The organism is Pseudoalteromonas sp. NZS127_1, from assembly GCF_015864295.1.
Classification (GTDB): domain Bacteria; phylum Pseudomonadota; class Gammaproteobacteria; order Enterobacterales; family Alteromonadaceae; genus Pseudoalteromonas; species Pseudoalteromonas arctica.
Map to the genome: position 1 here is coordinate 14,060 of NZ_JADYXO010000011.1, position 24,245 is coordinate 38,304.

At 39.7% G+C, this 24,245-nt stretch carries 24 protein-coding genes; 8 read left to right on the forward strand and 16 right to left on the reverse strand.

Going from position 1 to position 24,245, the window contains the following annotated elements; all coding sequences use genetic code 11:
- Window positions 1-23: 23 nt before the first annotated feature.
- The 13 genes from I6F50_RS11370 to I6F50_RS11430 all read right to left on the reverse strand — a co-directional run bounded on the left by I6F50_RS11370 (window position 24) and on the right by I6F50_RS11430 (window position 12,801).
- The gene (locus I6F50_RS11370) at window positions 24-509 is read right to left on the reverse strand and encodes a phosphatidylglycerophosphatase A (RefSeq protein ID WP_007587120.1); all 486 of its coding nucleotides are present in this window, start codon (window positions 507-509) and stop codon (window positions 24-26) included.
- Entirely contained in the window at window positions 506-1,480 is a 975-nt protein-coding gene (thiL, locus tag I6F50_RS11375) for a thiamine-phosphate kinase (protein WP_165739811.1), read from the reverse strand. The genes I6F50_RS11370 and thiL overlap by 4 nt, the downstream gene beginning before the upstream one ends.
- 45 nt (window positions 1,481-1,525) lie before the next feature.
- A complete protein-coding gene (gene nusB / locus I6F50_RS11380; RefSeq protein ID WP_024599862.1) occupies window positions 1,526-1,936 on the reverse strand; it encodes a transcription antitermination factor NusB in 411 nt (136 codons plus the stop codon).
- Between the two features lie 15 nt (window positions 1,937-1,951).
- Entirely contained in the window at window positions 1,952-2,416 is a 465-nt protein-coding gene (gene ribE, locus I6F50_RS11385; RefSeq protein WP_007587130.1) for a 6,7-dimethyl-8-ribityllumazine synthase, read from the reverse strand.
- Window positions 2,417-2,516: 100 nt separating this feature from the next.
- Entirely contained in the window at window positions 2,517-3,629 is a 1,113-nt protein-coding gene (ribBA, locus tag I6F50_RS11390; RefSeq protein WP_165739809.1) for a bifunctional 3,4-dihydroxy-2-butanone-4-phosphate synthase/GTP cyclohydrolase II, read from the reverse strand.
- Window positions 3,630-3,658: 29 nt separating this feature from the next.
- Window positions 3,659-4,312, reverse strand: a complete 654-nt coding sequence (locus I6F50_RS11395; protein ID WP_166419234.1) for a riboflavin synthase — start codon at window positions 4,310-4,312, stop codon at window positions 3,659-3,661.
- A 27-nt stretch (window positions 4,313-4,339) separates the two neighbouring features.
- Window positions 4,340-5,464, reverse strand: a complete 1,125-nt coding sequence (gene ribD / locus I6F50_RS11400; RefSeq protein ID WP_197176245.1) for a bifunctional diaminohydroxyphosphoribosylaminopyrimidine deaminase/5-amino-6-(5-phosphoribosylamino)uracil reductase RibD — start codon at window positions 5,462-5,464, stop codon at window positions 4,340-4,342.
- Window positions 5,465-5,466: 2 nt separating this feature from the next.
- Entirely contained in the window at window positions 5,467-5,916 is a 450-nt protein-coding gene (gene nrdR / locus I6F50_RS11405; protein WP_006794272.1) for a transcriptional regulator NrdR, read from the reverse strand.
- Between the two features lie 104 nt (window positions 5,917-6,020).
- A complete protein-coding gene (gene glyA, locus I6F50_RS11410) occupies window positions 6,021-7,277 on the reverse strand; it encodes a serine hydroxymethyltransferase (RefSeq protein ID WP_165727306.1) in 1,257 nt (418 codons plus the stop codon).
- Window positions 7,278-7,546: 269 nt separating this feature from the next.
- On the reverse strand, window positions 7,547-8,830 hold the full coding sequence (gene thrC, locus I6F50_RS11415) for a threonine synthase (RefSeq protein ID WP_165741378.1): 1,284 nt from the start codon (window positions 8,828-8,830) through the stop codon (window positions 7,547-7,549).
- 11 nt (window positions 8,831-8,841) lie between these two features.
- A complete protein-coding gene (gene thrB / locus I6F50_RS11420; RefSeq protein WP_197176246.1) occupies window positions 8,842-9,777 on the reverse strand; it encodes a homoserine kinase in 936 nt (311 codons plus the stop codon).
- 9 nt (window positions 9,778-9,786) lie between these two features.
- Window positions 9,787-12,204: a bifunctional aspartate kinase/homoserine dehydrogenase I gene (gene thrA, locus I6F50_RS11425; protein ID WP_165722047.1), complete on the reverse strand. Its 2,418-nt coding sequence runs from the start codon at window positions 12,202-12,204 to the stop codon at window positions 9,787-9,789.
- A 228-nt stretch (window positions 12,205-12,432) separates the two neighbouring features.
- Window positions 12,433-12,801: a response regulator gene (locus I6F50_RS11430; protein ID WP_024589756.1), complete on the reverse strand. Its 369-nt coding sequence runs from the start codon at window positions 12,799-12,801 to the stop codon at window positions 12,433-12,435.
- A gap of 366 nt (window positions 12,802-13,167) precedes the next feature.
- On the opposite strand from I6F50_RS11430, the gene I6F50_RS11435 reads away from it, so the two are divergent.
- Both I6F50_RS11435 and rdgC read left to right on the forward strand, forming a co-directional pair.
- On the forward strand, window positions 13,168-14,937 hold the full coding sequence (locus I6F50_RS11435) for a sensor histidine kinase (protein ID WP_197176247.1): 1,770 nt from the start codon (window positions 13,168-13,170) through the stop codon (window positions 14,935-14,937).
- Between the two features lie 113 nt (window positions 14,938-15,050).
- Window positions 15,051-15,968 (forward strand): recombination-associated protein RdgC, encoded by a 918-nt coding sequence (rdgC, locus tag I6F50_RS11440; protein WP_024589755.1) that lies wholly within the window; start codon window positions 15,051-15,053, stop codon window positions 15,966-15,968.
- Window positions 15,969-16,331: 363 nt separating this feature from the next.
- Here the strand turns inward: rdgC and I6F50_RS11445 are convergent, their stop codons facing one another.
- A complete protein-coding gene (locus I6F50_RS11445) occupies window positions 16,332-16,568 on the reverse strand; it encodes a YgjV family protein (RefSeq protein WP_002962663.1) in 237 nt (78 codons plus the stop codon).
- A gap of 288 nt (window positions 16,569-16,856) precedes the next feature.
- Between I6F50_RS11445 and I6F50_RS11450 the strand changes: the two genes are divergently transcribed.
- A complete protein-coding gene (locus I6F50_RS11450; RefSeq protein WP_002962665.1) occupies window positions 16,857-17,513 on the forward strand; it encodes a Crp/Fnr family transcriptional regulator in 657 nt (218 codons plus the stop codon).
- 48 nt (window positions 17,514-17,561) lie between these two features.
- Here I6F50_RS11450 and I6F50_RS11455 read toward each other — a convergent pair whose 3' ends face one another.
- Both I6F50_RS11455 and pepB read right to left on the reverse strand, forming a co-directional pair.
- A complete protein-coding gene (locus tag I6F50_RS11455) occupies window positions 17,562-18,128 on the reverse strand; it encodes a phosphoribosyltransferase (RefSeq protein WP_007377478.1) in 567 nt (188 codons plus the stop codon).
- Between the two features lie 183 nt (window positions 18,129-18,311).
- A complete protein-coding gene (gene pepB, locus I6F50_RS11460) occupies window positions 18,312-19,607 on the reverse strand; it encodes an aminopeptidase PepB (RefSeq protein ID WP_007587159.1) in 1,296 nt (431 codons plus the stop codon).
- A gap of 123 nt (window positions 19,608-19,730) precedes the next feature.
- Here pepB and sfsA point away from each other — a divergent pair, with 123 nt between their 5' ends.
- The 5 genes from sfsA (at window position 19,731) to folK (ending at window position 24,225) form a co-directional block, all read left to right on the forward strand.
- Window positions 19,731-20,450, forward strand: coding sequence for a DNA/RNA nuclease SfsA (gene sfsA / locus I6F50_RS11465; RefSeq protein ID WP_007587160.1), 720 nt, complete (start codon window positions 19,731-19,733; stop codon window positions 20,448-20,450).
- 316 nt (window positions 20,451-20,766) lie between these two features.
- On the forward strand, window positions 20,767-21,210 hold the full coding sequence (gene dksA, locus I6F50_RS11470; RefSeq protein ID WP_002962671.1) for an RNA polymerase-binding protein DksA: 444 nt from the start codon (window positions 20,767-20,769) through the stop codon (window positions 21,208-21,210).
- A 20-nt stretch (window positions 21,211-21,230) separates the two neighbouring features.
- Window positions 21,231-22,175 carry a tRNA glutamyl-Q(34) synthetase GluQRS gene (gluQRS, locus tag I6F50_RS11475; protein ID WP_197176248.1) on the forward strand — a complete coding sequence of 315 codons (945 nt, stop codon included), beginning with the start codon at window positions 21,231-21,233 and terminating at the stop codon, window positions 22,173-22,175.
- A 78-nt stretch (window positions 22,176-22,253) separates the two neighbouring features.
- Entirely contained in the window at window positions 22,254-23,735 is a 1,482-nt protein-coding gene (gene pcnB / locus I6F50_RS11480) for a polynucleotide adenylyltransferase PcnB (protein WP_007587164.1), read from the forward strand.
- Between the two features lie 4 nt (window positions 23,736-23,739).
- Window positions 23,740-24,225, forward strand: coding sequence for a 2-amino-4-hydroxy-6-hydroxymethyldihydropteridine diphosphokinase (folK, locus tag I6F50_RS11485; RefSeq protein ID WP_007587165.1), 486 nt, complete (start codon window positions 23,740-23,742; stop codon window positions 24,223-24,225).
- Window positions 24,226-24,245 lie beyond the last annotated feature (20 nt).

Consider the following 24,245-nt stretch of genomic DNA (forward strand, 5'->3'; position numbering starts at 1 on the left):
TTAAACAAATCAAATATAAAAAATTAAAAGGGTAGTAAACCCACTTTTATTAGCGCCTGTAAGCATATAAGCGAAAAAACGCCCGCAAGTATATCATCGGCCATAATACCTAAACCACCATGTACTCGTTTGTCTAGCATACGGATTGGGCCAGGTTTTGCTATATCAAAAAAGCGAAATAACAAAAAACCAACGAGTAATGTTTGCCAGCTAAGTGCTGCACCAATCATTGTAATGTAATAACCTGCCACTTCATCCCATACAATAGCAGGATGGTCGTGCACGCCTAAATCATCAGCCGTTTTACCGCAGGCCCATATACCAAATATACTGATCACTACGGCAAACACAATTTGCAACCATAGCGGATAATACATAGTCATAAAAATGAATGGCAGTGCAGCAAAAGTGCCAAATGTACCAGGTGCTTTAGGGGCTAACCCAGTACCAAAACCCAAACCAAAAAACTGATGTGGGCGCTTTAGATTAAACTTTCGGTTTTTGTTCAAACCAGCTCCTTTGCAAAATGCTCAAAACCTTGCTGCTTAAAATCAAACTTTTCACCGTTGTGTAAAAGTTCAATTTGACCATCGCCACTTTTAATTTGGCCTATGCATGTTGCATCTACACCATATTGACGCAGTTTTATATCTAGCATACTTTTATTGCTATCAGGTACAGTAAAAATCAATTCGTAATCATCACCGTAACTTAGAATAAATGGCAGCTGCTGATTAAAATCAAGGCTTGCTTGCATTGCATCTGAAGTCGGAATACTTTCAATATTCACAACTGCATTTACTTGCGACATATCAAGTATATGACTTAAATCAGCGATTAAACCGTCCGATACATCAATAGCCGATGATGCAAGGCCTCGCAATACCTGCCCAGCAGCAACACGCGGTGTTGGAAAGTCAAAGCGCTTATTTAAGTACTTTAAATGCTCTGGCTCAATACTTATACCTTGTTTGCGAGACTCAATTGCAAGTCCAGCGTCACCTAGCGGACCTGTAACATAAATCCAATCACCCACTTTCGCACCACTACGGCGAAGTGCAGTCCCTTCTGGTACAGTCCCTTTTGCACAAATAGTGATAGTTAATGGACCCTGAGTAGTATCGCCACCTATAATTTGCACATTAAAGTATTCTGCAATTTCATGCATGCCTTCAGTAAACTCTTCAATCCACTTTGGGTCAATACTTGGCAAGGTTAACGCAACTGAAACCCACGTTGGCTCAGCGCCCATGGCCGCTAAATCACTTAAATTAACAGCAAGCGCTCTGTGGCCTAATGCACGAGGGGAAATATCATCAAAAAAGTGTACGCCAGCAACAAGAGTATCTGTTGTAACGGCAAGTTGGCAGTTTTGTGGAACGGTTACTAAAGCGCAATCATCCCCTATACCTAGGTTTACATCACGACGGGTGATCCCGCGACCTTTAAAGTAGCGGTTAATTAATTCAAATTCCTTCATACACAAAAAAGCCGGCCTATGCCGGCTCCCCTCTTTAACGGTTACTTACTTGCGTAAATGCTTAACAGCTTTATCAAGTACACCGTTTACAAATTTATGGCTGTCTTCAGCGCCAAATATTTTGGCCAGCTCGATACCTTCGTTGATAGCAACTTTATAAGGTACATCGTCGCGGAACTTAAGTTCATAGCTGCTTAAACGTAAAATTGCGCGCTCAACCATATCTAAGTCATTAAACGGACGTGTTAAATGTGGCGATACAGCTTCATCTAGTTGCTTGTAATTTACAGCAACACCTGTCGCTAGGTCTTTAAAGTATTCAACATCAATTTTAGTAACGTCTGTTTCGATCAACATTTGTTGTTCGATATCGGCAATTAAATTGCCACTTATTTGCCAAGAATAAACGGCTTGGAGTGCTAAGATACGTGCTTTACGTCTTGCTGCTGGTTTCACAAAAATTCCTTAAACTTAAATTTTATCTAACACATTAACCATTTCAAGCGCGCCTAAAGCAGCTTCGCCGCCTTTATTGCCCATTTTGGTGCCAGCACGCTCAATTGCTTGTTCAATGCTTTCTGTGGTTAATACGCCAAATGCAACCGGGATATCATACTCAAGTGATACTTGCGCAAGACCTTTGTTTGATTCGCCAGCAACTAGGTCAAAGTGTGGTGTACCACCTCTGATCACTACGCCTAATGCGATGATTGCATCATACTCTTTTTTTGCCGCAACGCGTTTAGCCGCTAAAGGTAATTCTACCGCGCCTGGTACATAAATAACGGTAATGTCGTCATCAGATACGCCGCCAGTGCGTTTTAGCTCATCAACAGCACCTGCAAGGAGGCTGCTGCCAATAAAGTCATTAAAACGAGAAATGACAATGGCAAATTTCTTGCCTGGAGCGTACTTACTACCTTCAATAATTTTCATTTGATAACCCTAAAAATAAGTTCAAGCGGTTGCGATTGCGCAAAAATTGCTGCGCATCATACCATAAAAATAAAATAATAGCCTAGTTTAAGCGTGATGCTTATTGTGGCTCAATGTAATCAACAACTTCTAAATGAAAGCCCGAAAGTGCATGATACTTTTTAGGACGACTCATTAAACGCATCTGTTTAATTCCCAGATCTGCAAGTATTTGCGAACCTACGCCAACAGTACGAGATGTACCTTTGAATTTACGTGGCGTAACGCTTTCGCCAACATCAGCTGCTGCAAATGCTTTTACAGTTGCCTCTAACTCTTCAGTGCTTTCTTGCTTACCTAAAATAACTAAAGCACCTTCATTTTTAGCAATATAGGCCATTGCTTCAGAAAGGCCCCAGCTGCGGTCAGCACTTCTGTCTGAAAGTAGGATATCGTTAAAAGTGCTTTGCAAATGTACACGTACATTTGTCGGTTCTTGCTCTTTTATGTCGCCATTAAGCAATACGTAATGTAATTGGCCGTCAATTGTGTCTTTGTAAGTCACTAAATCAAACTCACCGTGAACAGTAGGCAACTTACATTTTGCAACTTGCTCAATTGTCGTTTCATTTAAGTTACGGTATTCAATTAAATCAGCAATAGTACCAATTTTAATATCGTGCTCTTTAGCAAACACTTCTAAATCAGGGCGACGCGCCATGGTGCCGTCAGCATTGAGTATTTCAACAATAACTGATGATGCTTCAAGCCCAGCTAAACGTGCTAAATCACAGCCAGCTTCAGTATGTCCTGCGCGAGTTAATACGCCACCAGGTTGTGCCATAATTGGAAAAATATGACCAGGCTGAACAATATCAGTTGGCACTGCGCCTTTTGCTATAGCCGCTTGCACTGTGCGCGCTCTATCAGCAGCAGAAATACCGGTTGTAACACCTTTTGATGCTTCTATCGACATTGTAAAGTTAGTCGAAAATGCAGCACCATTGTTTTTAACCATTAACGGTAAATCAAGTTGCTCACAACGATCTTGTGTCATGGTTAAACAAATTAAACCACGGCCATGAGTCGCCATGAAGTTAATCGCTTCAGCGCTAATATGCTCAGCAGCTATTATTAAATCGCCTTCATTTTCTCTATCTTCATCATCCATTAAAATAACCATTTTACCGGCTTTAATATCATCGATGATTTCTTGTGCGCTGTGTAAATTCATAAATTTGCTCGTGTAAGTTATCAGTTTCGTTATTTAATAAAACCCGCTTTTGCGAGTAAGCTCATCGAAATATCAGAGCCCGTTGGTTGCTCTGCACCTTTTATAAGGCGCTCTAAATAACGTGCAATTTGATCGACTTCTAAATTAACTTGAGTACCTACTTTAAAATGAGCAATTGTGGTCTGCTCACTCGTGTGTGGGACAATTGTTAATTTGAATTTATTGCCCTCTACAGCGTTTACTGTCAGGCTTATACCATCAATACATACCGAACCTTTGTACGGAATGTATTTCATTAAATTTTCGTCGGTTGTAAGCCAATATTCTGTTGCTCGCGCATTTGCTGCAATACTTGTGATAGTCGCAATGCCATCAACATGGCCAGATACTAAATGACCGCCCAAACGCGAAACTGGTTGCATGGCTTTTTCAAGATTAACCGTTTGCCCTAAAGCATAGTGAGCAAAACCGGTTAAACCAATCGTCTCGTTAGATAAATCAGCACTAAAGCCGTCAATATGTTTATCAACTACGGTTAAGCAAACACCATTGGTTGCAATGCTGTCGCCTAGCTTTACATCTTTCATATCAAGATCAGCACTTTGAATGCGAATAGCTAAGTCGCCTTGTTTTTTTTGTAATAAAGCAATTTTGCCTGTGGCTTCTATTATTCCAGTAAACATAGCGCTACTCTTTTTTATTAAGTGGTTTTAATGAGCTTTTAACGCGGTGATACGTAAATCGTCACCAATGCGCGCACATTCATTAAATGTTAAATTAACGGTGTTTTGCATACTCGTCAATTCAGGAAAATTAACTAAACTTTTTGCATCATGGCCCATTAATTTAGGCGCCAAATAAAAAACAAACTCGTCAACTAAATCAAGCTCTGTCATTTTACCAGCAAGTGTTGCTCCGCTCTCAAGCCAAACATTATTAAACTGCAGTTGCCCAAGCTTTTCTAAAACAGCCTGTAAATCAACTTTACCGTTACTTTCACTTACTTCAATATGCTTTACAAAATGCGGCCATTGCAGGGATTTATCAACCTTAGTCGTAAATATAATTACATCACTTTGGATTTTAAATAAAGCAAGGTCAGGTGTTAAGCGATTTTGAGAGTCAATTATAACACGCACGGGCTGGCGAAGCGGTAAATCGGTAGGTAACGTGCAAGGCAACTCGCTTAGTCGCACATTAAGTTTAGCATCGTCTACTAACACGGTATCGGCACCGGTTAAAATAGCGCAGCTTTGCGCTCGGTATAACTGTACATCTTGGCGAGCTGCGGAACTTGTGATCCACTTACTTTGCCCATTTTTAAGCGCTGTTTTACCATCTATGCTTGCTGCCATTTTACAGGTCACATAAGGTAAGCCTTGTTCCATTCGCTTAAAAAAGCCAACGTTAAGTGCGCGAGCTTGTGATTCAAGTAATCCATAAGCAACGTCAATACCGGCGTCGCTCAGTATTTTAAGGCCTTTGCCTGCAACTTGTGGATTTGTATCAACCATAGCAGCAATTACTTTTACTACGCCTGCCTTTTTTAAGCCTTCAGCACACGGTGGCGTACGCCCATAATGACTACAAGGTTCGAGCGTTACATAAGCGGTAGCGCCTTGTGCACGGTTGCCCCCCATAGCTAACGCGTTTACTTCAGCGTGCCCTTGGCCTGCTAATTGATGAAAACCCTCACCAATTATTTGATTGTTTTTAACTAATACACAGCCAACATTAGGATTAGGCGTTGTAGTAAACCGCCCTTTTTTGGCAAGTTCTATGGCGCGTGCCATATACATTTCGTCTTGTTCGGTAAAAATAGTTTGGCTTTGCATTGTTACTCCCCTAAACGGGCAATTTCTTCGCCAAATTCGCGTATGTCTTCAAACGAGCGATAAACAGAAGCAAATCTTACGTACGCAACTTTATCGAGTTTTTTAAGTGCTTCCATAATACATTCGCCCACCAAATGGCTTGAAATTTCTCGCTCACCCGTTGCGCGTAGTTGTGATTTTATTATATTTACAACTTCATCTACTTGCTCTGTACTCACTGGGCGTTTTTCGAGTGCGCGATTTAAGCCATTTAAAAGCTTATCCTCGTTAAACGGTTCCCGGCTGCCATCTTGCTTAACAACGCGAGGCATAACCAGTTCAGCGCCTTCAAATGTAGTAAAGCGCTCGTGGCAATCATTACATTCACGACGTCTGCGAACTTGATGGCCTCCGCCTACAAGGCGTGAGTCAATTACTTTAGTATCTTTTGCGGTACAAAATGGACAATGCATAACTCGGTACTTCCGTTTTAAAACAAAAAAGACCGCTAAATAGCGGCCTTTTATCTTAGCAAAAAACTAAACAGTTGTGATCTAAATTACTACTGCTTATGCAATTAAGCGTATACAGGTAATTTTGCACAAATAGCTTTTACTTTTTCTTTAACTTGCGCCTGTACAGATTCATCAGTGATGTTATCTAGTACGTCACAAATCCAGCCAGCAAGCTCTTTTGACTCTACTTCTGTAAAACCACGACGAGTGATTGCAGGAGAACCAATACGCAAACCAGATGTTACAAATGGTGAGCGTGGATCGTTTGGCACTGAGTTTTTATTAACTGTGATGTTAGCGTTGCCTAGGGCAGCGTCCGCATCTTTACCAGTGATATCTTTATCGATTAAATCAAGTAAAAATAAGTGGTTTTCAGTTTTGTCAGAAACGATTTTGTAGCCACGTTCTTGCATAACTGCAACCATTGCTTTTGCGTTTTTAACAACTTGTGTTTGGTATACTTTAAACTCTGGTTGAAGTGCTTCTTTAAATGCCACTGCTTTTGCTGCAATAACATGACATAAAGGACCGCCTTGGCCACCAGGGAAAACAGCGCTATTAAGCTTTTTGTAAATAGCTTCGTCGCCACATGCAGAAATAATTAAACCACCACGAGGGCCTGCAAGTGTTTTATGCGTAGTTGTTGTTACAACGTGTGCATGAGGAACTGGGCTTGGGTAAACGCCTGCCGCAATTAAGCCGGCAACGTGAGCCATATCAACAAACAGGTAAGCACCTACTTTATCAGCAATTTCACGGAACTTAGCCCAATCAACAATACCTGAGTACGCTGAGAAACCACCAATAATCATTTTTGGTTTATGCTCAAGTGCTAGCGCTTCAACTTGTGCGTAATCAATTTCGCCCGTTGCTTCATCTAGTCCGTATTGAATTGCATTGTAAAGCTTACCAGAGAAGCTTACGTGAGAACCGTGAGTTAAGTGACCACCATGAGCTAAGCTCATACCTAATACAGTATCGCCTGCATCTAACAATGCTAGAAAAACAGCCGCATTTGCTTGCGAACCAGCATGTGGCTGTACGTTAGCATAGTCAGAACCAAATAATTCGTTAGCACGGTCAATTGCTAATTGCTCAACAACATCTACATGCTCACAACCGCCATAATAACGTTTGCCTGGGTAACCTTCTGCGTATTTGTTTGTAAGCTGTGAACCCTGCGCTTCTAGTACGCGTGGGCTACAGTAGTTTTCTGAAGCGATTAGTTCGATATGCTCTTCTTGGCGAGCAGTTTCTTTGGTTATCGCGTCAAATAACTCTGGATCAAAATCCGAAATATTCATGCTACGTTCTAACATTGGGGTCTCCTAGGGCAACGTGTATGGTGTTTTTTAGAGGCTTTATTGTACGCTTTAAACGACTCTTTGCCTACGCTCTTAAGTTGAGGATATTTAAACAGGGATTGAAACTATTTCACAGCTCTTTTAAGATGATATTTTTTTATAAAGCCATAATAATTTTAAATGAATTATATTCACTACATTTAATTAGTAAATATAACTAAGTGTATTCATCCGTATAAAGTTATAAAAAAAGCGGCTCAAGCCGCTTTTCCTTTTAATTTAACTTAGCCTAATTTAGCGAGCATTTCGGTACGTAACTCGTCGTAATCGGCGTTCATATCGCTTGCTAGGCATGGTTTTGCTAGTGCATCAGCAAGTGGTTTTGGCATACCTAATTCAATATTTAGAATACCCTCTACGCTTTCTTTAAACTTAGCAGGATGAGCTGTCGCTAAAAAGATACCCGCTGCACCAGGTGCCCGATTTTCAACAAGACCTTGGTAAGCAATAGCAGTATGAGGCTCCGCAACATAGCCAGTTTGTTGAATTTTTTTCATCACGGCTTGCGTGTCTTGCTCGTTTACGCTTGTTGAATAAAAATTATCGTAGCTAAACCAGTTATTATCTAACATTGTTTGTACACGCGGCCAATTGTTTGGCTTACTTACATCCATCGCATTTGAAAGCGACTCAAGCGTTGCGTTTGGCGTCCAGTTTTTATCAAGCATAAAGCGCGGCACAGTATCATTTTGATTTGTTGTTGCACTTAATTTGCCAACAGGTAAACCAATAACCGCACCAATCATTGCGGCACACACATTACCAAAGTTACCACTAGGTACTGATATATGTGCTGTTGCGCGTTTTTCTTTTGGTAGCTGTGCGATGGCTTCAAAGTAGTAACAAACCTGAGCAACTAAACGGCTAATATTAATTGAATTAGCTGAGTTAAGCCCAAGTGTTGATTTAACTTCTTCATCTAAAAAGGCATTTTTAACTAGCTCTTGGCAATCATCAAAGCTGCCCTCAACTGCGTAACAATGAATATTGTTACCTAGCGTAGTAAATAGCTTTTGCTGAGCAAGTGAAATTTTGCCTTTAGGGTATAAAATAACAACATCGATATTTGGTTTATTGTAAAAAGCATGCGCTACAGCTGCACCGGTATCGCCCGATGTTGCTGTTAAAATAGTTACTTTCTCGTCTTTGTTAAACTGCGTTAAACACTCTGCCATAAAGCGACCACCAAAGTCTTTAAACGCAAGTGTAGGACCATGAAACAACTCTAAGCAGTATGTATTCTCTTCAACTTCCACCAGCTTAACTGGAAAGTTAAATGCATTTTTAACCATTTGTGTCACAGTGTCGCTTGGCAGCTCATCACCAATTAGGTGAGATAATATTTTACCACTGCGTGTAACAAAGTCCATATCAAGCAATGCATCAACATCGGACAGTGGGGCAAGGGATTCAGGGAAAAACACACCTTGATTACGACCCAAACCTGTTTTTACGGCTTCAACGAACGACACTTTTTGTGAGCTATCTTTTAAATTATGTAATTGCATGACTACCTATCCTATAAAACTGTTAATTGACGCGTGCCGTCGTTATCTAATTTACAAATGTGGCAAAAGCCTTGCTCGTTAATGTAATTGGTTTCTAACCACTGCGCGCATTGCTGTGCAGCTTCAAGTGTTTTACACACACTAAATAAGGTTGGTCCTGCGCCCGAAATACTGACTATTTCAGCGCCCAGCGCTGGCAAGCTTGCTTTGGCTTCACTAAAGCCTTTTATAAGCGGTGCGCGGTAAGGTTCTGCTATTTCATCTTTCATTATGCTTAGCGCATCGTCAAAACGATTAGTTAACAGCAAGCTACTAAATGCCGACAAACGCTGAGCAAACTCAACACTTGCATGCATGTTCAACTCTTTTGGTAAAACAGAGCGCGCTTTTGCAGTGTTGAGTGAAAAACCAGGAAACGCAGCAACGTAGTACCAGTTTTCATCAACAGGCAGTGCAATCGATTTATCAGGAATTAAATCACCTGTTAACTGCAAGCCACCTAAATAACATGGCGTGATGTTGTCGTAATGACGACCGCCACTTACTACAGCTTCAAAGTCAGCCATCAGTTCAATAAGCTCAACCTGACTTAAATTAGTTTTTGCAAACTTATCAAGGGCAGCAAAAGTAGCCACGACCGAACATGCACTAGAGCCAAGCCCAGAGCCAATTGGTAAGTTCTTTTTAAGCTCGAGCTTTACGCTTGGCATAGTAGGCGCAACATGCGCTCTAAAATGCATTAAGCACTGGTACGCTAAATTTTCATTAGCATCACTTGGTAACTTGTGAGCGTACTCGCCTGTGCAAATAAATTCGTCGTTTGGTGCTGCGCTTACAACGGCTACATCACCTAAAAAACTGCCATCAATTGGCGCAAGCGCTGCGCCAAGTGCATCAAAACCCACTGCAAAATTACCAATAGACGCCGGAGCATATACTTCAATCATAACGAGCTCCTAGCGCGATAACGTTTTTAAAATATCAGCAAATACACCCGCGGCTGTTACTTCCGAGCCGGCGCCATAACCACGAATTACAAACGGACGTGGCTGGTAGTATTGGCTTAAAATAGCCAGTGCGTTTTCACCATCACGAATGACACTAAGCGCATGCTTTGCATCTACCGCTTCAATACCTACTTTACAGTGGCCTTCTTTAATTGTGCCTACATAGCGAAGTACCCTACCCTCGCTCGCAGCGCTTTTGATACGGTCGTTAAAATCAGCATCTAAGCTTGGTAGTTTTGCCATAAACTCATCAACGCTATCACCTTGTGCAAAACCTGGTGGTAATACTGACTCAACTTCAATATCGCTTAGCTCTAATTTCATACCGGCTTCGCGAGCGATGATCAATAACTTACGTGCTACATCGGTACCCGATAAATCATCACGAGGATCTGGCTCAGTAAAGCCACTTTCTTTGGCTTTAATAGTTGCCTCAGAAAGTGATAAACCATCTTGAAGTGCGCCAAACATATACGAAAGTGAACCTGATAAAATACCGCTAAACTCTAATAACTCATCACCGGCACCAAATAATGACTGTAAGTTGTCGATTACTGGTAAGCCTGCACCAACGTTCGTTTCGTATAAAAATTTACGATTATTCTTTTGCGTTGCTGCAATTAAATCTTGGTAATACGTGTATGAGCTTGTTGTTGCTTTTTTATTGGCAGCAACCACATGAAAACCTGCATTTAAAAAGTCTACATACTGCGCAGCAAGTGCATCCGACGACGTACAGTCAACAAGCACAGGGTTTACTAAATGATTTTGCTTAACAAACTGCTCTACTAGTTTTAAATCAAACGCCTGCTCAGATGAGGCCAATTTTTGCTGCCAATCACCAAAAGCAATACCTTCACTATCAAGGTGTAATTGGCGAGAGTTAGCAACACCATACAAGTTGAGTTTAATATTACGTTTTTCAAGCCACGCTTGTTGGCGCTCAAGCTGATTAATAAGCTCTTGCCCTACTAAGCCACAACCTAGTAAAAACACATCAATTGACGGCACATGCGTGAAAAAGTTTTCATGGCATATTTTTACGGCGTCGTTACAAAGTTCGCCATCAATTACTGCTGAAATAGCACTTTCTGTAGAATCCTGTGCAATTGCCACAATATTTACTTGCGCTTGTGCAAGCGATGCAAAAAATTTAGCCGCTAAGCCACGGTGCGCGCGCATGTTGTCGCCCACTAAAGTAACAATGGCTAAATTGCGCTGCACTTGTACAGGCTCAATAAGCCCTGCTTGTAATTCAAGTTCAAATGCAGTTTGTAGCGCATCAAGTGCAAGTGCTAGGTCTGTTTCGTGTACACAAAAGCTAATGCTGAATTCGCATGATGACTGCGTGATCAATACAATTGATACGTTATCGTGAGCAAGCGCGTTAAATACCTTAGACGCCATACCTACTTTGCCTTTCATGCCTGGCCCTGAGACAGTTAGCATTGCAAGGTCTTGTAGGCTCGAAAGCGCTTTTACTGGCTCATCTGATGAATAATCGTTACCAATTAATGAGCCTTGTGCGTCTGGGTTATGCGTATTTTTAATTTCGCACGGCACGCCTGCTTTAGCACACGGTAAAATTGTTTTAGGGTGAAGTACTTTTGCACCAAAATAAGAAAGCTCCATCGCTTCTTTATAAGATAAAAAATCTACTTTAGTCGCTTTTTTAATATAACGAGGATCAGCACTGTATACACCATCAACGTCAGTCCAAATTTGGCAAATCTCAGCTTCTAAACATGCTGCTGCAATGGCTGCTGAGTAATCTGAGCCATTACGGCCAAGCGTTGTAAGCTCACCTTTATCATTACTCGCCGTAAAACCAGGCATGATATAGATAGTTGCAGGGCTTTCTTTAAGCACAGCTTGAAAGCGCGCTTTACTTGTTACTAAATCAGCCTCGGCGTCGATATAACCGCCAGTTGAAGCGATACAGCTTGTTGCTTCTAAGTATCTTGCATCGTGCGAGTTCAATAAAGCCTGCATTAAAGAAACACTAACGCGCTCTCCGAAGCTAATTACAAATGCGCGAACTTGATCAGGGCAACATTGTATAAGTGATACGCCATCTAGTTTATTTTTAAGCTCGCCTAAGTTTGGCCAACTTGTAACTACTACACCACTTTTTTCAACGTCAGCTTTCAAACCTTCACAGCGGCTAACTAATGCTTGCCATTGCTGCGAAAAGTCAGAGCCTTGTTCTGCAGCACTTGCAAGTGCAACTAGCGAATCGGTCATTCCACCTGGAGCAGAAAGTACCAAAAGCATTTCATCTTTTAATTGTGCTTTAACTAGCTGAGCTACCTGTTGTAAGCATGCATAGTCGGCAAGCGAAGACCCACCAAATTTTAAAACTCGCATTGTTTATGTTCCTCATCCCATAAAACGAAAAAAGGCCTGTGTTCTAAGTGAACACAGGCCTTTAAATTTGTTGCACCGACCTATGCCACTATCCAGTAAGAATGATGGTTGTAATAATAATGGTCAGTACGCGATTAATTGTTTTCATATGTTAAGACTGCCTTAACAAAGGCTATGCTGTCAACCCTAAATTAAAAGATAAAACAGCCTTTTTTAACATGAAAAAACCTAATGAATGCCAAATTTATGCAATATTTCGTTTAAGTTAGATTTATTGATAGGTTTATCGATAAAGTCTATTGCGCCAAGTTGTGCGACTCGTTGCTTCATTTTTTCTTGTATATCGGCAGAAATAACTAAAACAAAGCACTCTATTTTTTCTATTTTTATAGTCTCGAGTACTTGTATACCATCAACTTCGGGCATGGTGAGATCTAAGCACAATAAATCAAAGCTTTGTGCTCGTAAAAGTTCTAGAGCGTGCGCTCCATTTGTAGCTTGTTGTATTTGAGCGTCTATACATTCATTTAAACACCGCACGACTTGTTTACGGGCAACTGCAGAATCGTCACAGACTAATATCGAAAATTTCATCATGTTTACTACTACACAACCATCAAAGTTATTAAAAGGTTATTAAACTAATGCCTTCCATTGCATTTTAGACACTTTAACACGCCTCCAAGCACTCAGCGCATTAATAATTTAATACAATGATAAATATAGAATAAATCCGTTTAAGATATAATTAACCAAAGCAAATACTAATTAAGCCTACAATACATAACAGATAACGAATTTATTAATTTATACCTTGGTTTAAATACTTTGATACTACACGCTCACTTTTTGGATTTATCTTATTAAATTTTAACTTTTTTATTTATTTTTAGAGGTTTATTGACTAACTTTTAAATTACTATCGTAACGTTACAAAAATAATAAAGGATGAACAAGTCACTCATGTTACAAAAAAGTCTTTCTAAGAAGCTACTGACTAGCGTTTTATCCGTCTATTTTTTGCTTACCTTTGTAGTGACCTGTGGACAAGTGCTTGCTGAATACGTCAATACTAAAGACTATATTCGCGATGAACTTAGTACCTTACAAAAAACCTTTAGTCGCAGCTTAACACGTGCAATTTGGGAGCTTAATACCAAGCAAACAATTACAACAGCAGAAGGTTTACTCGCCATCCCCATGATTGAAGGGATTATTGTTCGAGACGACAGCGGCGAAATTATTTCACAGCTAGGGCGCTCTCTTGATATACATAAGCTATATAACCAACAGTTAGTACAAGAAGAGGTTATTTTAGAAGACGCAAAATCGGGTTTATTTGGTTATACCTTTCCACTTATTTTTGAATTTTCAGGTCGTGCTACTCAAGTTGGTGACGTTACCTTATTCTCAAGTCGAGAAGTTGTTTTTAGCCGCATTATGGTATCAATCTACTTTTTGATTGGTAATGCGATGATTAAAACCACCTTTTTGATCATCTTATTTTTAATGGCATTTAGAAAACTTCTTACAGACCCTTTAGCAGAACTCACTGAGCAACTAGAAAATTTAGAACTAGACGAGCTAGAAGGTCAACATATAGAAATAGAAACAGAAGAACATAATGAACTAAAAGTGATGGAGCAGTCATTTAACAAACTAATAGATAAAGTGGTTCAGTATAGAAAAGAGCTTGAACACACCCAAAAAGAACTCATTATAAGTAACGAAAAGCTTGATCAACACAACATACAACTTGAACAAGACGTAGCCCGTAAAACATCCAACTTAAGCCAAGCAATGATGGATTTACAGCAGCAAAAATACGAACTCGAAAAGCAAAAAATTGTCCTCACCGAAGAAGTAGACTTACGCCGCAGCACAGAGCTAGAGTTAATTACAAAGCAAACTGAATCTCAGCGCTATATAGAAGAGTTAAGCCTTGCACAGGAACGTTTACTAGGCACAGAAAAAATGGCTGCGCTAGGCGGACTTGTAGCAGGTATTACACACGATATAAACACCCCTATTGGGATAGGTGTAACGGCAATATCATTTTTACAAGAACGCTTAAATAAACTCGAAAATGCTTATACCGAAAAAACACTTTCGCCAAAAGCACTAGAAGAATTTATTAACGAAGCAAAGCAAAGCACAAGCTTACTAACCACTAACTTAGATAGAGCTTCGGAGCTTATAGCTAGCTTTAAACAAATAGCGGTCGATCAAGCCAGTGAAGCAGTAAGAACCATTAACTTTAAAGATTACACTAACGAAGTAATACGCTCACTGCACCCAAAACTAAAAAAGACATCCCATACTATAAAATTAGAATGTCCTGATGATTTAGTTTTAAATCTCCCTGCAGGGGCTATAAGCCAAATTTTTACTAACCTAATTATGAACTCACTTATTCATGGCTTTGAAGGTAAAAGCAACGGTGTAATGGATATTAAAATAAGCGCTGATGACACTAACTTAACTATTGATTACAAAGATGGCGGTAACGGTGTTACTAACGAGCAATTAAAAAAATTATTTGACCCATTTTTTACTACCAAACGCGATGAAGGCGGTAGCGGATTAGGCACCCATATAATGCTTAATTTGGTCAAGCAAACCCTTAGTGGCTCTATTGATGCAACGAGTGAACCGGGCAAAGGTCTGCGTTACTATATTCAATTTCCGAAGAACATGGCTAAGCCACTGCCTATTTTTGATAAATATGAATAAATAAAAGTATATGCATTAAATTTGTTCATATTCAACAGTAACAAATCAGTCATTTCGAGATACTGTTTTTATTGCTATGATTGTACAAATTTTTCAAATGGATCAATTCCCCTATGTGGTTTAGTAACCTTATTTGTTACCGCTTTAAGCAAGACGTTTCATATACTCAAGAAGACTTTGATAAAGCATTAGAGCAAGATTTATTTCGCCCATGTACTGGTCAAGAGCTTGCAACATTTGGTTGGACAAAAGCGTTTGGAAAACATGGCGATACGCTATCGCATTTTTCTCAGAAAAGTATTCTAGTTTGCGCTAAACGCGAAGAAAAAGTACTCCCTGCTTCTGTTATTAATGAACTAGTTGCTGAGAAAATTGATCTGATAGAAGCTGAAGAAAACCGCCCAGTTAAAAAGAAAGAAAAAGACGAATTAAAAGAAAACATTCTTCATACTCTTCTACCTCAAGCATTTAAAAAGTCGAGCTTACAATTTGCCTTTATTGACCAAGAAAACGGTTGGGTTGTTGTAAACAGTGGCAGCTTTAATAAAGCAGAAGAGCTACTAGCACTACTTCGTAAATCGTTAGGAACGCTTCCGGTTGTACCTGCGTTTGCTAACTACGACCTAGATGTATTTTTAACTGATTGGTTAACTAACTTTAGTACACCAGAAGGTTTTGCTATTGGCTCAGACGCTGAACTTGAAGAAGCAGACGACAGCGGCGCACAAGTAAAGCTTAAAGGTCATGATCTATCGTGTGATGAAGTTAAATCGCATTTAGAAAGTGGTAAACGCGTAACTAAACTTGCGCTTGACTGGCAAGAGCGTCTTAAGTTTATGCTGCAAAACGATGGCTCTATCAAACGTTTAAGCTACTCTGAAACTCTAAAAGAAGAAAACGCAGATATTCCTAAAGAAGATATGGCTTTAAAACTTGATGCTGACTTTATTTTAGCTTCTGAAGAAATAAAGCAATTACTTGAAGAGCTAACTGCAGGTTTAGGTGACGTTGAAGATTTAGAAAAAGCGTAAATACCATAGTGCCTACCTGCATAAATATTTAAGCAATTTAATGAATTAAATAACATATGTAAGCAGGTTGGTATAACAGATAAAAATCCGATAGCAGTTTACTGCTATCGGATTTTTTTATGAAATTTAGAAGCACTTATTTATATCTTAACCGCGAACAGTATTTAGCTAACGATCGACGTATTAAAACCTAAGATAATCATCTTTTAAGTAGGAGATTACAGCATGGTTCAAAGGTTCATCAAGGTAAGTTATGTAGAGTGATATGAGATTATCTATATACGCTTTAAGCTGGACTGCACAAAAGCTGAAGTTTTTGATTTTAATTAAAACCATTAACTTACTTTGTGCAGATAACTTATTTTAGCTTTTAGCGTCTTCAACTTTAGGTTGGCGATATATTTTTATAATGTGGTATAAATTTACAAGCGACAATAAGCCGTTGGTAAAAATAACAGGCACTGCGCCAATGGCAACACCGTATGCAGTAAATACAATACAACCAAACATGTTGTACCAACGCAGTTTTACTACATCTGTCATTGTTAACGATGCAACCAATAAAGCTGATGCAATATAACCTAAATATTCCCAACTCAATTGTTCTCTCCTAGCCTTTAGGTTAGCATTACATGTACTGCTATCTTATGGCACTTGTAAGTATTGCAAAGTTACAACAAAATAAAAAAGCTAACCTGCTTAAAAAACCTGAAAAAGTTTGCCGGAAAATACCAGCAAATTCTTAAATCATTACACGGGAAATGAAGGTAAAATAATACTCTTAGCAAAGCTAATAATATTAGTAGCAAGTTAGCGTAAATTCTTAGTGTCTTAATGCTATCGTCATTAAGATGTAATAAATAGGACAAATGTCCGAAGAGCACATTGATGTTTCAATACCATTTTTCTAGTTACCTTGTTGATCAGCTTTTAACCTTTGCCGGTAGTAGCTATCAACAATCAAAAAAAGAAGTTCTGATCCATCAAGATCAGCCTTTAAGCAAGCTTGTGCTTGTACGCAGTGGCACTGTGTCGTTTAGTTACGACGTAGGTAATGGACGACGCCTGCTGTTAGGACAATTGGATTGTAACAACACCCTTATTGGTGAAATAGAAGCGCTAAATAATAATCCGTGTATATATACGGTAACGTGCTTTAGCGATGTCACTTATAACCTTATTGAATTAAGGCATTGGCGTGCTCTACTGCTTGAAAAACCAGAACTAAGCTTATACACAGCACAAACTATTGCGGCTAAGTTTCAGGAAAACCAAAAAATCAATTTAGATAAGTTATTACTACCACTTAGCTATAACATAGCTAAAGATTGCTTACTAAGGGCCGAGAACAACAACCCTACGCTACTTAGAGCCTACCCAACTGTAAATGCTGAAGCCGAACGTTTTGCTACCACTGAGCGAGCTTACAGACGTGTTGTTACAGAACTCGTAGAAAAAGGCTTGGTACTTAGAAGTAACGATGGCTTGCAAGCAGTCGATATACCAAAACTAAGTGAATACGTAGATAGCTTTGCTCAGCTTTAAAATAAAAAAAGGCCTTAACGGCCTTTTTTTATTTATGCCAATTACTAATTACTTCTCTAGCAAAATGTCATGAATTTTCGCAAGATCAGATTTACCAGCAATAATTTCATCCGGTGTTAAACCCGATAATTCATGCGGGAAAACTAACCACTCTTCAGATTCATGAATATAATAATCTGGAACAGTGTCTACTTTTGAGTTTTTTGGCTTGTAGTACGGGCATGCAATACGAATATCACGTGGCAAGTTTAAGCGCATAAGCTCTGAAAGCTTTTCTTTTAATGCAACAATACTACGACCTGAGTCAAATACATCATCAACAATTAATAATGAATCACCTGCATTTGCGTTCTCTACAATGTAATGTAAGCCGTGTACTTTAATTTCTTTCGACTGTTTACCAATACCGTAATAAGACGATGTACGTACTGCAATGTGGTCAGTCTCAATGCCTTTGTAATCGTAATATTCTTGAACAGCAATACCGATCGGTGCACCACCTCGCCAAATACCAATAATAAAATCAGGACGAAAGCCATCTTGGTATACTTGTGCCGCTACGCGGAACGAATCTTCAAGCAGCTGTTGAGCTGTGATGTAGCACTTATCTGACATAATTAGAAACCCCAGTGGTGGATATAAGATTTGAGCGCAGCTTAGAGTTAAGCAAAAATTAAACTCAAACAGGTATTGGCGACTGATTTTACCGTAAATGAAATAAAATTGCTTGCCTGTAAATTAAAAAATAGGCACCCAAGGGTGCCTATTTTTAGCGTAAAAAGCGTAATTTAGTAAATATTATGCTTTTTCTTGTAAAGTACGAGCAACTGTACGCATACCTTGAGTTGTTGCACCCGCTGCCCATTGACTTGTACTGCCCATGTTAAATGCAGCCGCTAAATCGATGTGTACCCAGCCTTTGCCATCGTTTGGCACAAAGCGCGATAAAAAGCCTGCAGCATTCGATGCACCGCCATAACCGCCACCTTTTTGTGCACGGCTATTCGCCGTATCAGCATAAGGAGATGGGCAGTTTTGTTGATGCCATTTTTCAAGAGGAAGTGGCCAAGCAGCTTCCATTTCTTGAGATGCAAAACTCTCAACTTCACGTACAAGTTCTTTATCAAGTGCAAATAATGCATTGTACTCTTGGCCAACAGCAACAAGCGCTGCGCCAGTTAGTGTTGCTGCATCAATAATAAGTGGAGCGCCAGTCTCACCTGCGGCCATTAGGCCATCTGCAAGTACTAAGCGACCTTCAGCATCGGTGTTTACAATTTCAACTGTCGTGCCATTTTTATAAGTAAGAATATCACCTAATTTGTATGCATGACCCGAAATTAAGTTCTCAGCACAACATAAAAACAGTTTAATACGTTTTTCAATACCACGGTTAATAGCCAATGCTAAACCTGCAGTTACTGTTGCAGCGCCGCCCATGTCGCACTTCATACCAAGCATACCTTCGCTTGATTTGATTGAGTAACCACCTGAGTCAAACGTAATACCTTTACCTACAAGCGCTGCACTTACTGGTGCATTTTCGTCGCCTGTTGGGTTGTAATCAAGCTCAAGCAATACTGGCGGGCGAACACTACCGCGACCAACAGCATGAATACCAATCCACTGTTGTTCTAGTAACGCATCACCTTTAATAATTTGGTAACTTACATGCTCAGGCGCTAATGATTGAATAAACTCAGCCGCTTTTTCAGCAAGGCTTTCTGGGTAAATGTCATCGGCAGTCCCGTTAACCATTTCACGTGCCCAAATTGCTGACGTTTTTAAGTGAGCAAGTTCTTTAATATCTGATTGTGCGTTATCAACAAAATCAACACCGTTTAACGATTTTGGTGTTACAAAGCCTTGATAAAAAGCCCACTGACTTTCTGTACACCAAGCATCGCCTGCTAATTCAACGTTTTTAATACCTTGGATTGCAATAGTACGACCAGCTTTTTGAACATTTTTCAATGTTTCTTGCTCAGACAAATGAACAGTTGCACCGCGCTCATTAAAAGACAATGACGCATTATCGCCCCAATGACTCGCTGCTGCTTGTTCGCTTAGTTGAACAACAAATTTTTCACTCATGTTAGAATACCCTTGCACTTAAATGTGCCACCGAGTTTACTATAGAGCGCTTAAGTTCCCAACAGCTTGAGATAAATAACATAAACCACACTGCTGTGCAGTATTTACGCTTTGGAAGTTATCATGAAGTACACGCCAACTCTGCAACCTGCCACCTTATTAAAACGCTACAAACGCTTTTTAGCTGATTTACAATTAAGTGATGGCAGTGAATTTACCGCCCACTGTGCTAATACAGGTAAAATGACGGGATGCGCAGAGCCGGGTTTTGCTGCTTTTTATTCAACAAGCGATAACGCAAAACGAAAATACCCGCATTCATTAGAGCTTACGCAAAATAACTTATCGCAGCTTATTTGTGTAAATACAGCAGTGGCTAATAAAGTAGTAGAAGAAGCAATAAACAATAATGTAATAAGCGAGCTACTCGACTACAGTCAATTGCAAAGCGAAGTAAAGTACGGCAGCGAAAACAGCAGAATCGATTTTTTACTCACAGACGAAAATAAGCCTGATTGCTACGTAGAAGTTAAATCAGTCACATTATTAAGCGAAGATGCACCACAAAGCGGGCAAGGCTACTTTCCTGATGCGCAAACACTGCGCGGACAAAAGCATATTCGCGAACTAATAGAAATGATCGAACAAGGCCACCGAGCAGTATTACTGTTCGCTGTTTTGCATGAAGGAATAAATACAGTAAGTGCAGCTGCGCATATTGATAAAAAATACGCCACGCTATTAAGCCAAGCAATAATAGCCGGCGTTGAAGTATTAGCATACAAGGCCACAATTTCTGCTAATGAAGTTTTACTTCATAAAAAAATAGTATTTGCACAATAGTGTATTAAACCAAGGGATTGAACTAAGCGTAATTTGCAAAATAAGCAAAGTACTCAAATTAAAAAAAGTTATACAAAGTGAATTATAAAAATTAACTTGTTTTTAAAGCTTTTGCCCACATAACAAGGCAAGTTTTAGAAAGCGAATATGTGAATTAATTAAAAGTGTAAATAGACTATTAATACACTTTTTACTCAGTAAGCATGGTTGAAGCTAATTCGATTAATTAAAAATAAATTTGCCTAGGATATAAGATTCTGTTATTTATACCGCCGGCTAATGCTGAGGCATTAAATTAAGGATTTAGGAGAGAGTTATGCCAGACCAAAAGAAACATGGTTTATTGGCTCAAGCCGGTTTAGAACCATACCAAGAAAAACCAGGCGAAGAGTACATGAATGATGCACAACGTGCTCATTTTAGAGCGATTTTAGAAACTTGGCGTAATGATTTACGTAACGAAGTTGATCGTACTAAATCACACATGCAAGACGAAGCTGCTAACTTTCCTGACCCAGTTGACCGCGCTGCACAAGAAGAAGAGTTCTCTTTAGAACTTCGTACTCGTGACCGCGAACGTAAATTAATCAAAAAAATTGAAAAAACAATTAATTTGATTAAAGAAGATGATTTTGGCTTTTGTGAGTCTTGTGGCATCGAAATTGGCATACGTCGCTTAGAAGCACGTCCTACTGCCGATTTATGCGTAGACTGCAAAACACTTGCAGAAATCAAAGAAAAGCAATCTGGACGCGGCTAATTAATATTTATTAATTAGTTATGTCTCCTACAGCCGTTACTGCGCCTATGCGTAAATATCGCGGTCGTTTTGCACCGTCTCCTTCTGGGCCATTACATTTTGGCTCACTTGTAGCGGCTGTGGGTAGTTATCTAGATGCAAAAGCTAACCAAGGAGATTGGTTAGTTCGTATTGAAGACATTGACACTACGCGCGTGGTTAAAAACGCCGACTCCGATATTCTTAATACCTTACATGCCTACGCCCTTCACTGGGACGAACCTGTTGTATATCAAACGCAGCGTCTGCCTTTATACCAAGATATTACCCACTCACTTTTAAAACAAAACCTTGTTTATGGTTGCACCTGTACTCGCAAACAAATAAAAGCCATTGGCGGTATTTATCAGGGGCATTGCCAAGCACTTAATCATAATACTCAATGCGGTGCGCTTCGCTTAGTTCAGCAACATCCAACGACTCAATTTAATGATTTAATTCAAGGTGATATAACAGTAAATAGCGCCCTTTCCCATGAAGATTACTTAATTAAACGCAGCGATGACTTATTTGCATATCAACTTGTTGTGGTCGTCGATGATATTGATCAAGAGATTAATCGAATTGTAAGAGGTGCTGATTTAATTGAGCCAACCGCTCGGCAAATTAGTTTATTTAAACAACTCGATAGCCCTGTGCCTGAATTTGCTCATTTACCTTTAGCGGTTGCCAAGCCTGGTTTCAAATTGTCTAAACAAAATTATGCCCCTGCCATTAGCAAACAAAATCCAAAGCCTGCTTTAATTAGTGCATTTGAATTTTTAGGATTGCCTGTTATAGCTGATTTAATCGATTTAAATATTGAACAATTAATCGCTTGGGGAATTAAAAACTTTAGCTTAAAACAGGTACCACAAGTATCCGAAATACAAATTTCTCAGCATCCACGTAGTCAGAAAGTCCAATTTACACATTTAAGTAAATAAAATAGCTAAAAACGGCTTAATTTCAACACATCAACTTAATTTTTAAACCCTGCTGGTATATGATAGCCGCCTAAATATATGCTAATTACGTCAAACAGCTTGTACTGGGCTATAACCGCCCCATTTGCTGTAACTTTTGATTGCGATGCAGAGTCAATCACACCTTCTAGGAGACAGACTATTATTTCCAAGCTTTTTCAATTTTGCCGACAAATAATCGGCCCGAATACCAGTGCCGAAAGCGCTTCTGTAAGCAGTGAACCTATTGTTGTCACTCGTGGTGAGCATGGTATTTCTCGCAAACAATTTAGCCCAAATGCAATCAAAGTATTATACCGCTTAAAAGACGGTGGCTACGATGCCTACCTTGTTGGTGGTTGTATTCGCGATATATTGTTAGGCCAACAGCCAAAAGATTTTGACGTAGTTACTAATGCCACGCCAGATCAAGTAAAAAAACTATTTAGAAACTGTCGCCTTATTGGTCGTCGCTTTCGTTTAGCACATATTGTATTTGGCCGTGAAATTATTGAAGTGGCGACTATGCGTGGCCACCACGAAGCGCAAGAAGACAAAAATCAAATAAGCCAATCAAGCGATGAAGGCCAATTACTACGTGACAACGTATTTGGCAGTATTGAAGAAGATGCAGAACGCCGCGACTTTTCAATCAATGCACTTTATTACTCAATCAAAGATTTTAGTATTCACGATTACGCCAACGGCTTAGCGGCAATTAAAGCTAAACAAATTGAGCTAATCGGCGACCCTGAAACGCGTTACCGCGAAGATCCTGTTCGTATGTTACGTGCAGTTCGCTTTGCTACTAAACTTGATATGAGCATTGCGCCTAAAAGTGAAAAGCCAATTAGCGAGCTTGCAAGTTTGCTTGATAACATTCCGCCGGCACGTTTATTTGAAGAAATTCTTAAGCTGTTTTTAAATGGCAAGGCCGAAGCTAACTTTTTAATGCTGCGTAAATACGGCTTATTCCGCTCACTGTTTCCTGAGCTTGATAAAATCTTAGATAAAAACCCAAGTGGCTTAGAACACACGCTTATTCAGCAAATGTTTCAAAATACCGACAAACGTATTAATGCCGATAAAAAAGTAACACCAGCGTTTATTTTTGCCGCACTACTTTGGTTCCCGCTGCTTGAACGTACTAAAAAGATTCAAAGCCAAGAGCAACTTGCAGAATACGATGCTTTCGCACAAGCAATGAATAAAGTACTAAGCGATAACTCACAACACATTGCGGTTCCTAAACGCTTTACTTTAGGTGCTCGCGATATTTGGCATATTCAGCATCGTTTGGATAAACGCGCAGGCCAACGTGCTTACAGACTAACGCAGCAACCTCGCTTTAAAGCCGCTTACGACTTTTTATTATTACGCGTAGATGCAGGCGAAACACAGCATACTGAGCTTGCCCAGTGGTGGACACAATACTTAAGCCAAGATATAAACGGCCAAAAAGAGATGGTTAAAAACTTAGGCCATCAAGGTGGTCCTAAGCCGCGAAAGCGCCGTCGACCTACTAAAAAGCCAGCTGAGTAATAACATGCACTGTGTTTATTTGGGTTTAGGTGCCAACCTAAACTCACCAAAAGAGCAGCTTGATAACGCGGTAATCGCGCTTAAAAAGCTGCCTAATTGTGAATTTATAAACGTATCGCATTACTATGCAAGTAAGCCTATGGGCCCACAAGATCAACCAGACTATATCAATGCAGTAGCGTGCATTAAAACGACCCTTGAGCCAGAGCAATTACTTGATTTAACGCAACGTATTGAACTTGAGCATGGTCGAGTAAGAAAGGCTGAGCGTTGGGGTCCACGCACACTTGATATCGATACTCTATTATTTGATGATCAAATTATAAATACGGTGCGCTTAACTGTGCCTCATTATGGTTTGAATAATCGCGAGTTTGTGGTTTATCCACTATTAGAGCTTGCACCTGAACTTATTTTACCTAGCGGCATTGCATTAAAAACCATTGCAAATAATTTACCGCTCAACGACTTACAACAATTACCTCTGTAATTAACCTAGGCTTTTGCCTG

Coding starts and splice junctions, on each gene's coding strand:
- thiL (WP_165739811.1), bottom strand. CDS start 1,480: ATGAAGGAATTTGAATTAATTAACCGCTACTTTAAAGGTCGCGGGATC.
- ribE (WP_007587130.1), bottom strand. CDS start 2,416: ATGAAAATTATTGAAGGTAGTAAGTACGCTCCAGGCAAGAAATTTGCC.
- ribBA (WP_165739809.1), bottom strand. CDS start 3,629: ATGAATTTACACAGCGCACAAGAAATCATCGATGATATTAAAGCCGGT.
- I6F50_RS11395 (WP_166419234.1), bottom strand. CDS start 4,312: ATGTTTACTGGAATAATAGAAGCCACAGGCAAAATTGCTTTATTACAA.
- ribD (WP_197176245.1), bottom strand. CDS start 5,464: ATGCAAAGCCAAACTATTTTTACCGAACAAGACGAAATGTATATGGCA.
- nrdR (WP_006794272.1), bottom strand. CDS start 5,916: ATGCATTGTCCATTTTGTACCGCAAAAGATACTAAAGTAATTGACTCA.
- glyA (WP_165727306.1), bottom strand. CDS start 7,277: ATGTTAGAACGTAGCATGAATATTTCGGATTTTGATCCAGAGTTATTT.
- thrC (WP_165741378.1), bottom strand. CDS start 8,830: ATGCAATTACATAATTTAAAAGATAGCTCACAAAAAGTGTCGTTCGTT.
- thrB (WP_197176246.1), bottom strand. CDS start 9,777: ATGATTGAAGTATATGCTCCGGCGTCTATTGGTAATTTTGCAGTGGGT.
- thrA (WP_165722047.1), bottom strand. CDS start 12,204: ATGCGAGTTTTAAAATTTGGTGGGTCTTCGCTTGCCGACTATGCATGC.
- I6F50_RS11430 (WP_024589756.1), bottom strand. CDS start 12,801: ATGATGAAATTTTCGATATTAGTCTGTGACGATTCTGCAGTTGCCCGT.
- I6F50_RS11435 (WP_197176247.1), top strand. CDS start 13,168: ATGTTACAAAAAAGTCTTTCTAAGAAGCTACTGACTAGCGTTTTATCC.
- rdgC (WP_024589755.1), top strand. CDS start 15,051: ATGTGGTTTAGTAACCTTATTTGTTACCGCTTTAAGCAAGACGTTTCA.
- I6F50_RS11450 (WP_002962665.1), top strand. CDS start 16,857: ATGTTTCAATACCATTTTTCTAGTTACCTTGTTGATCAGCTTTTAACC.
- I6F50_RS11455 (WP_007377478.1), bottom strand. CDS start 18,128: ATGTCAGATAAGTGCTACATCACAGCTCAACAGCTGCTTGAAGATTCG.
- pepB (WP_007587159.1), bottom strand. CDS start 19,607: ATGAGTGAAAAATTTGTTGTTCAACTAAGCGAACAAGCAGCAGCGAGT.
- sfsA (WP_007587160.1), top strand. CDS start 19,731: ATGAAGTACACGCCAACTCTGCAACCTGCCACCTTATTAAAACGCTAC.
- dksA (WP_002962671.1), top strand. CDS start 20,767: ATGCCAGACCAAAAGAAACATGGTTTATTGGCTCAAGCCGGTTTAGAA.
- gluQRS (WP_197176248.1), top strand. CDS start 21,231: ATGTCTCCTACAGCCGTTACTGCGCCTATGCGTAAATATCGCGGTCGT.
- pcnB (WP_007587164.1), top strand. CDS start 22,254: ATGCTAATTACGTCAAACAGCTTGTACTGGGCTATAACCGCCCCATTT.
- folK (WP_007587165.1), top strand. CDS start 23,740: ATGCACTGTGTTTATTTGGGTTTAGGTGCCAACCTAAACTCACCAAAA.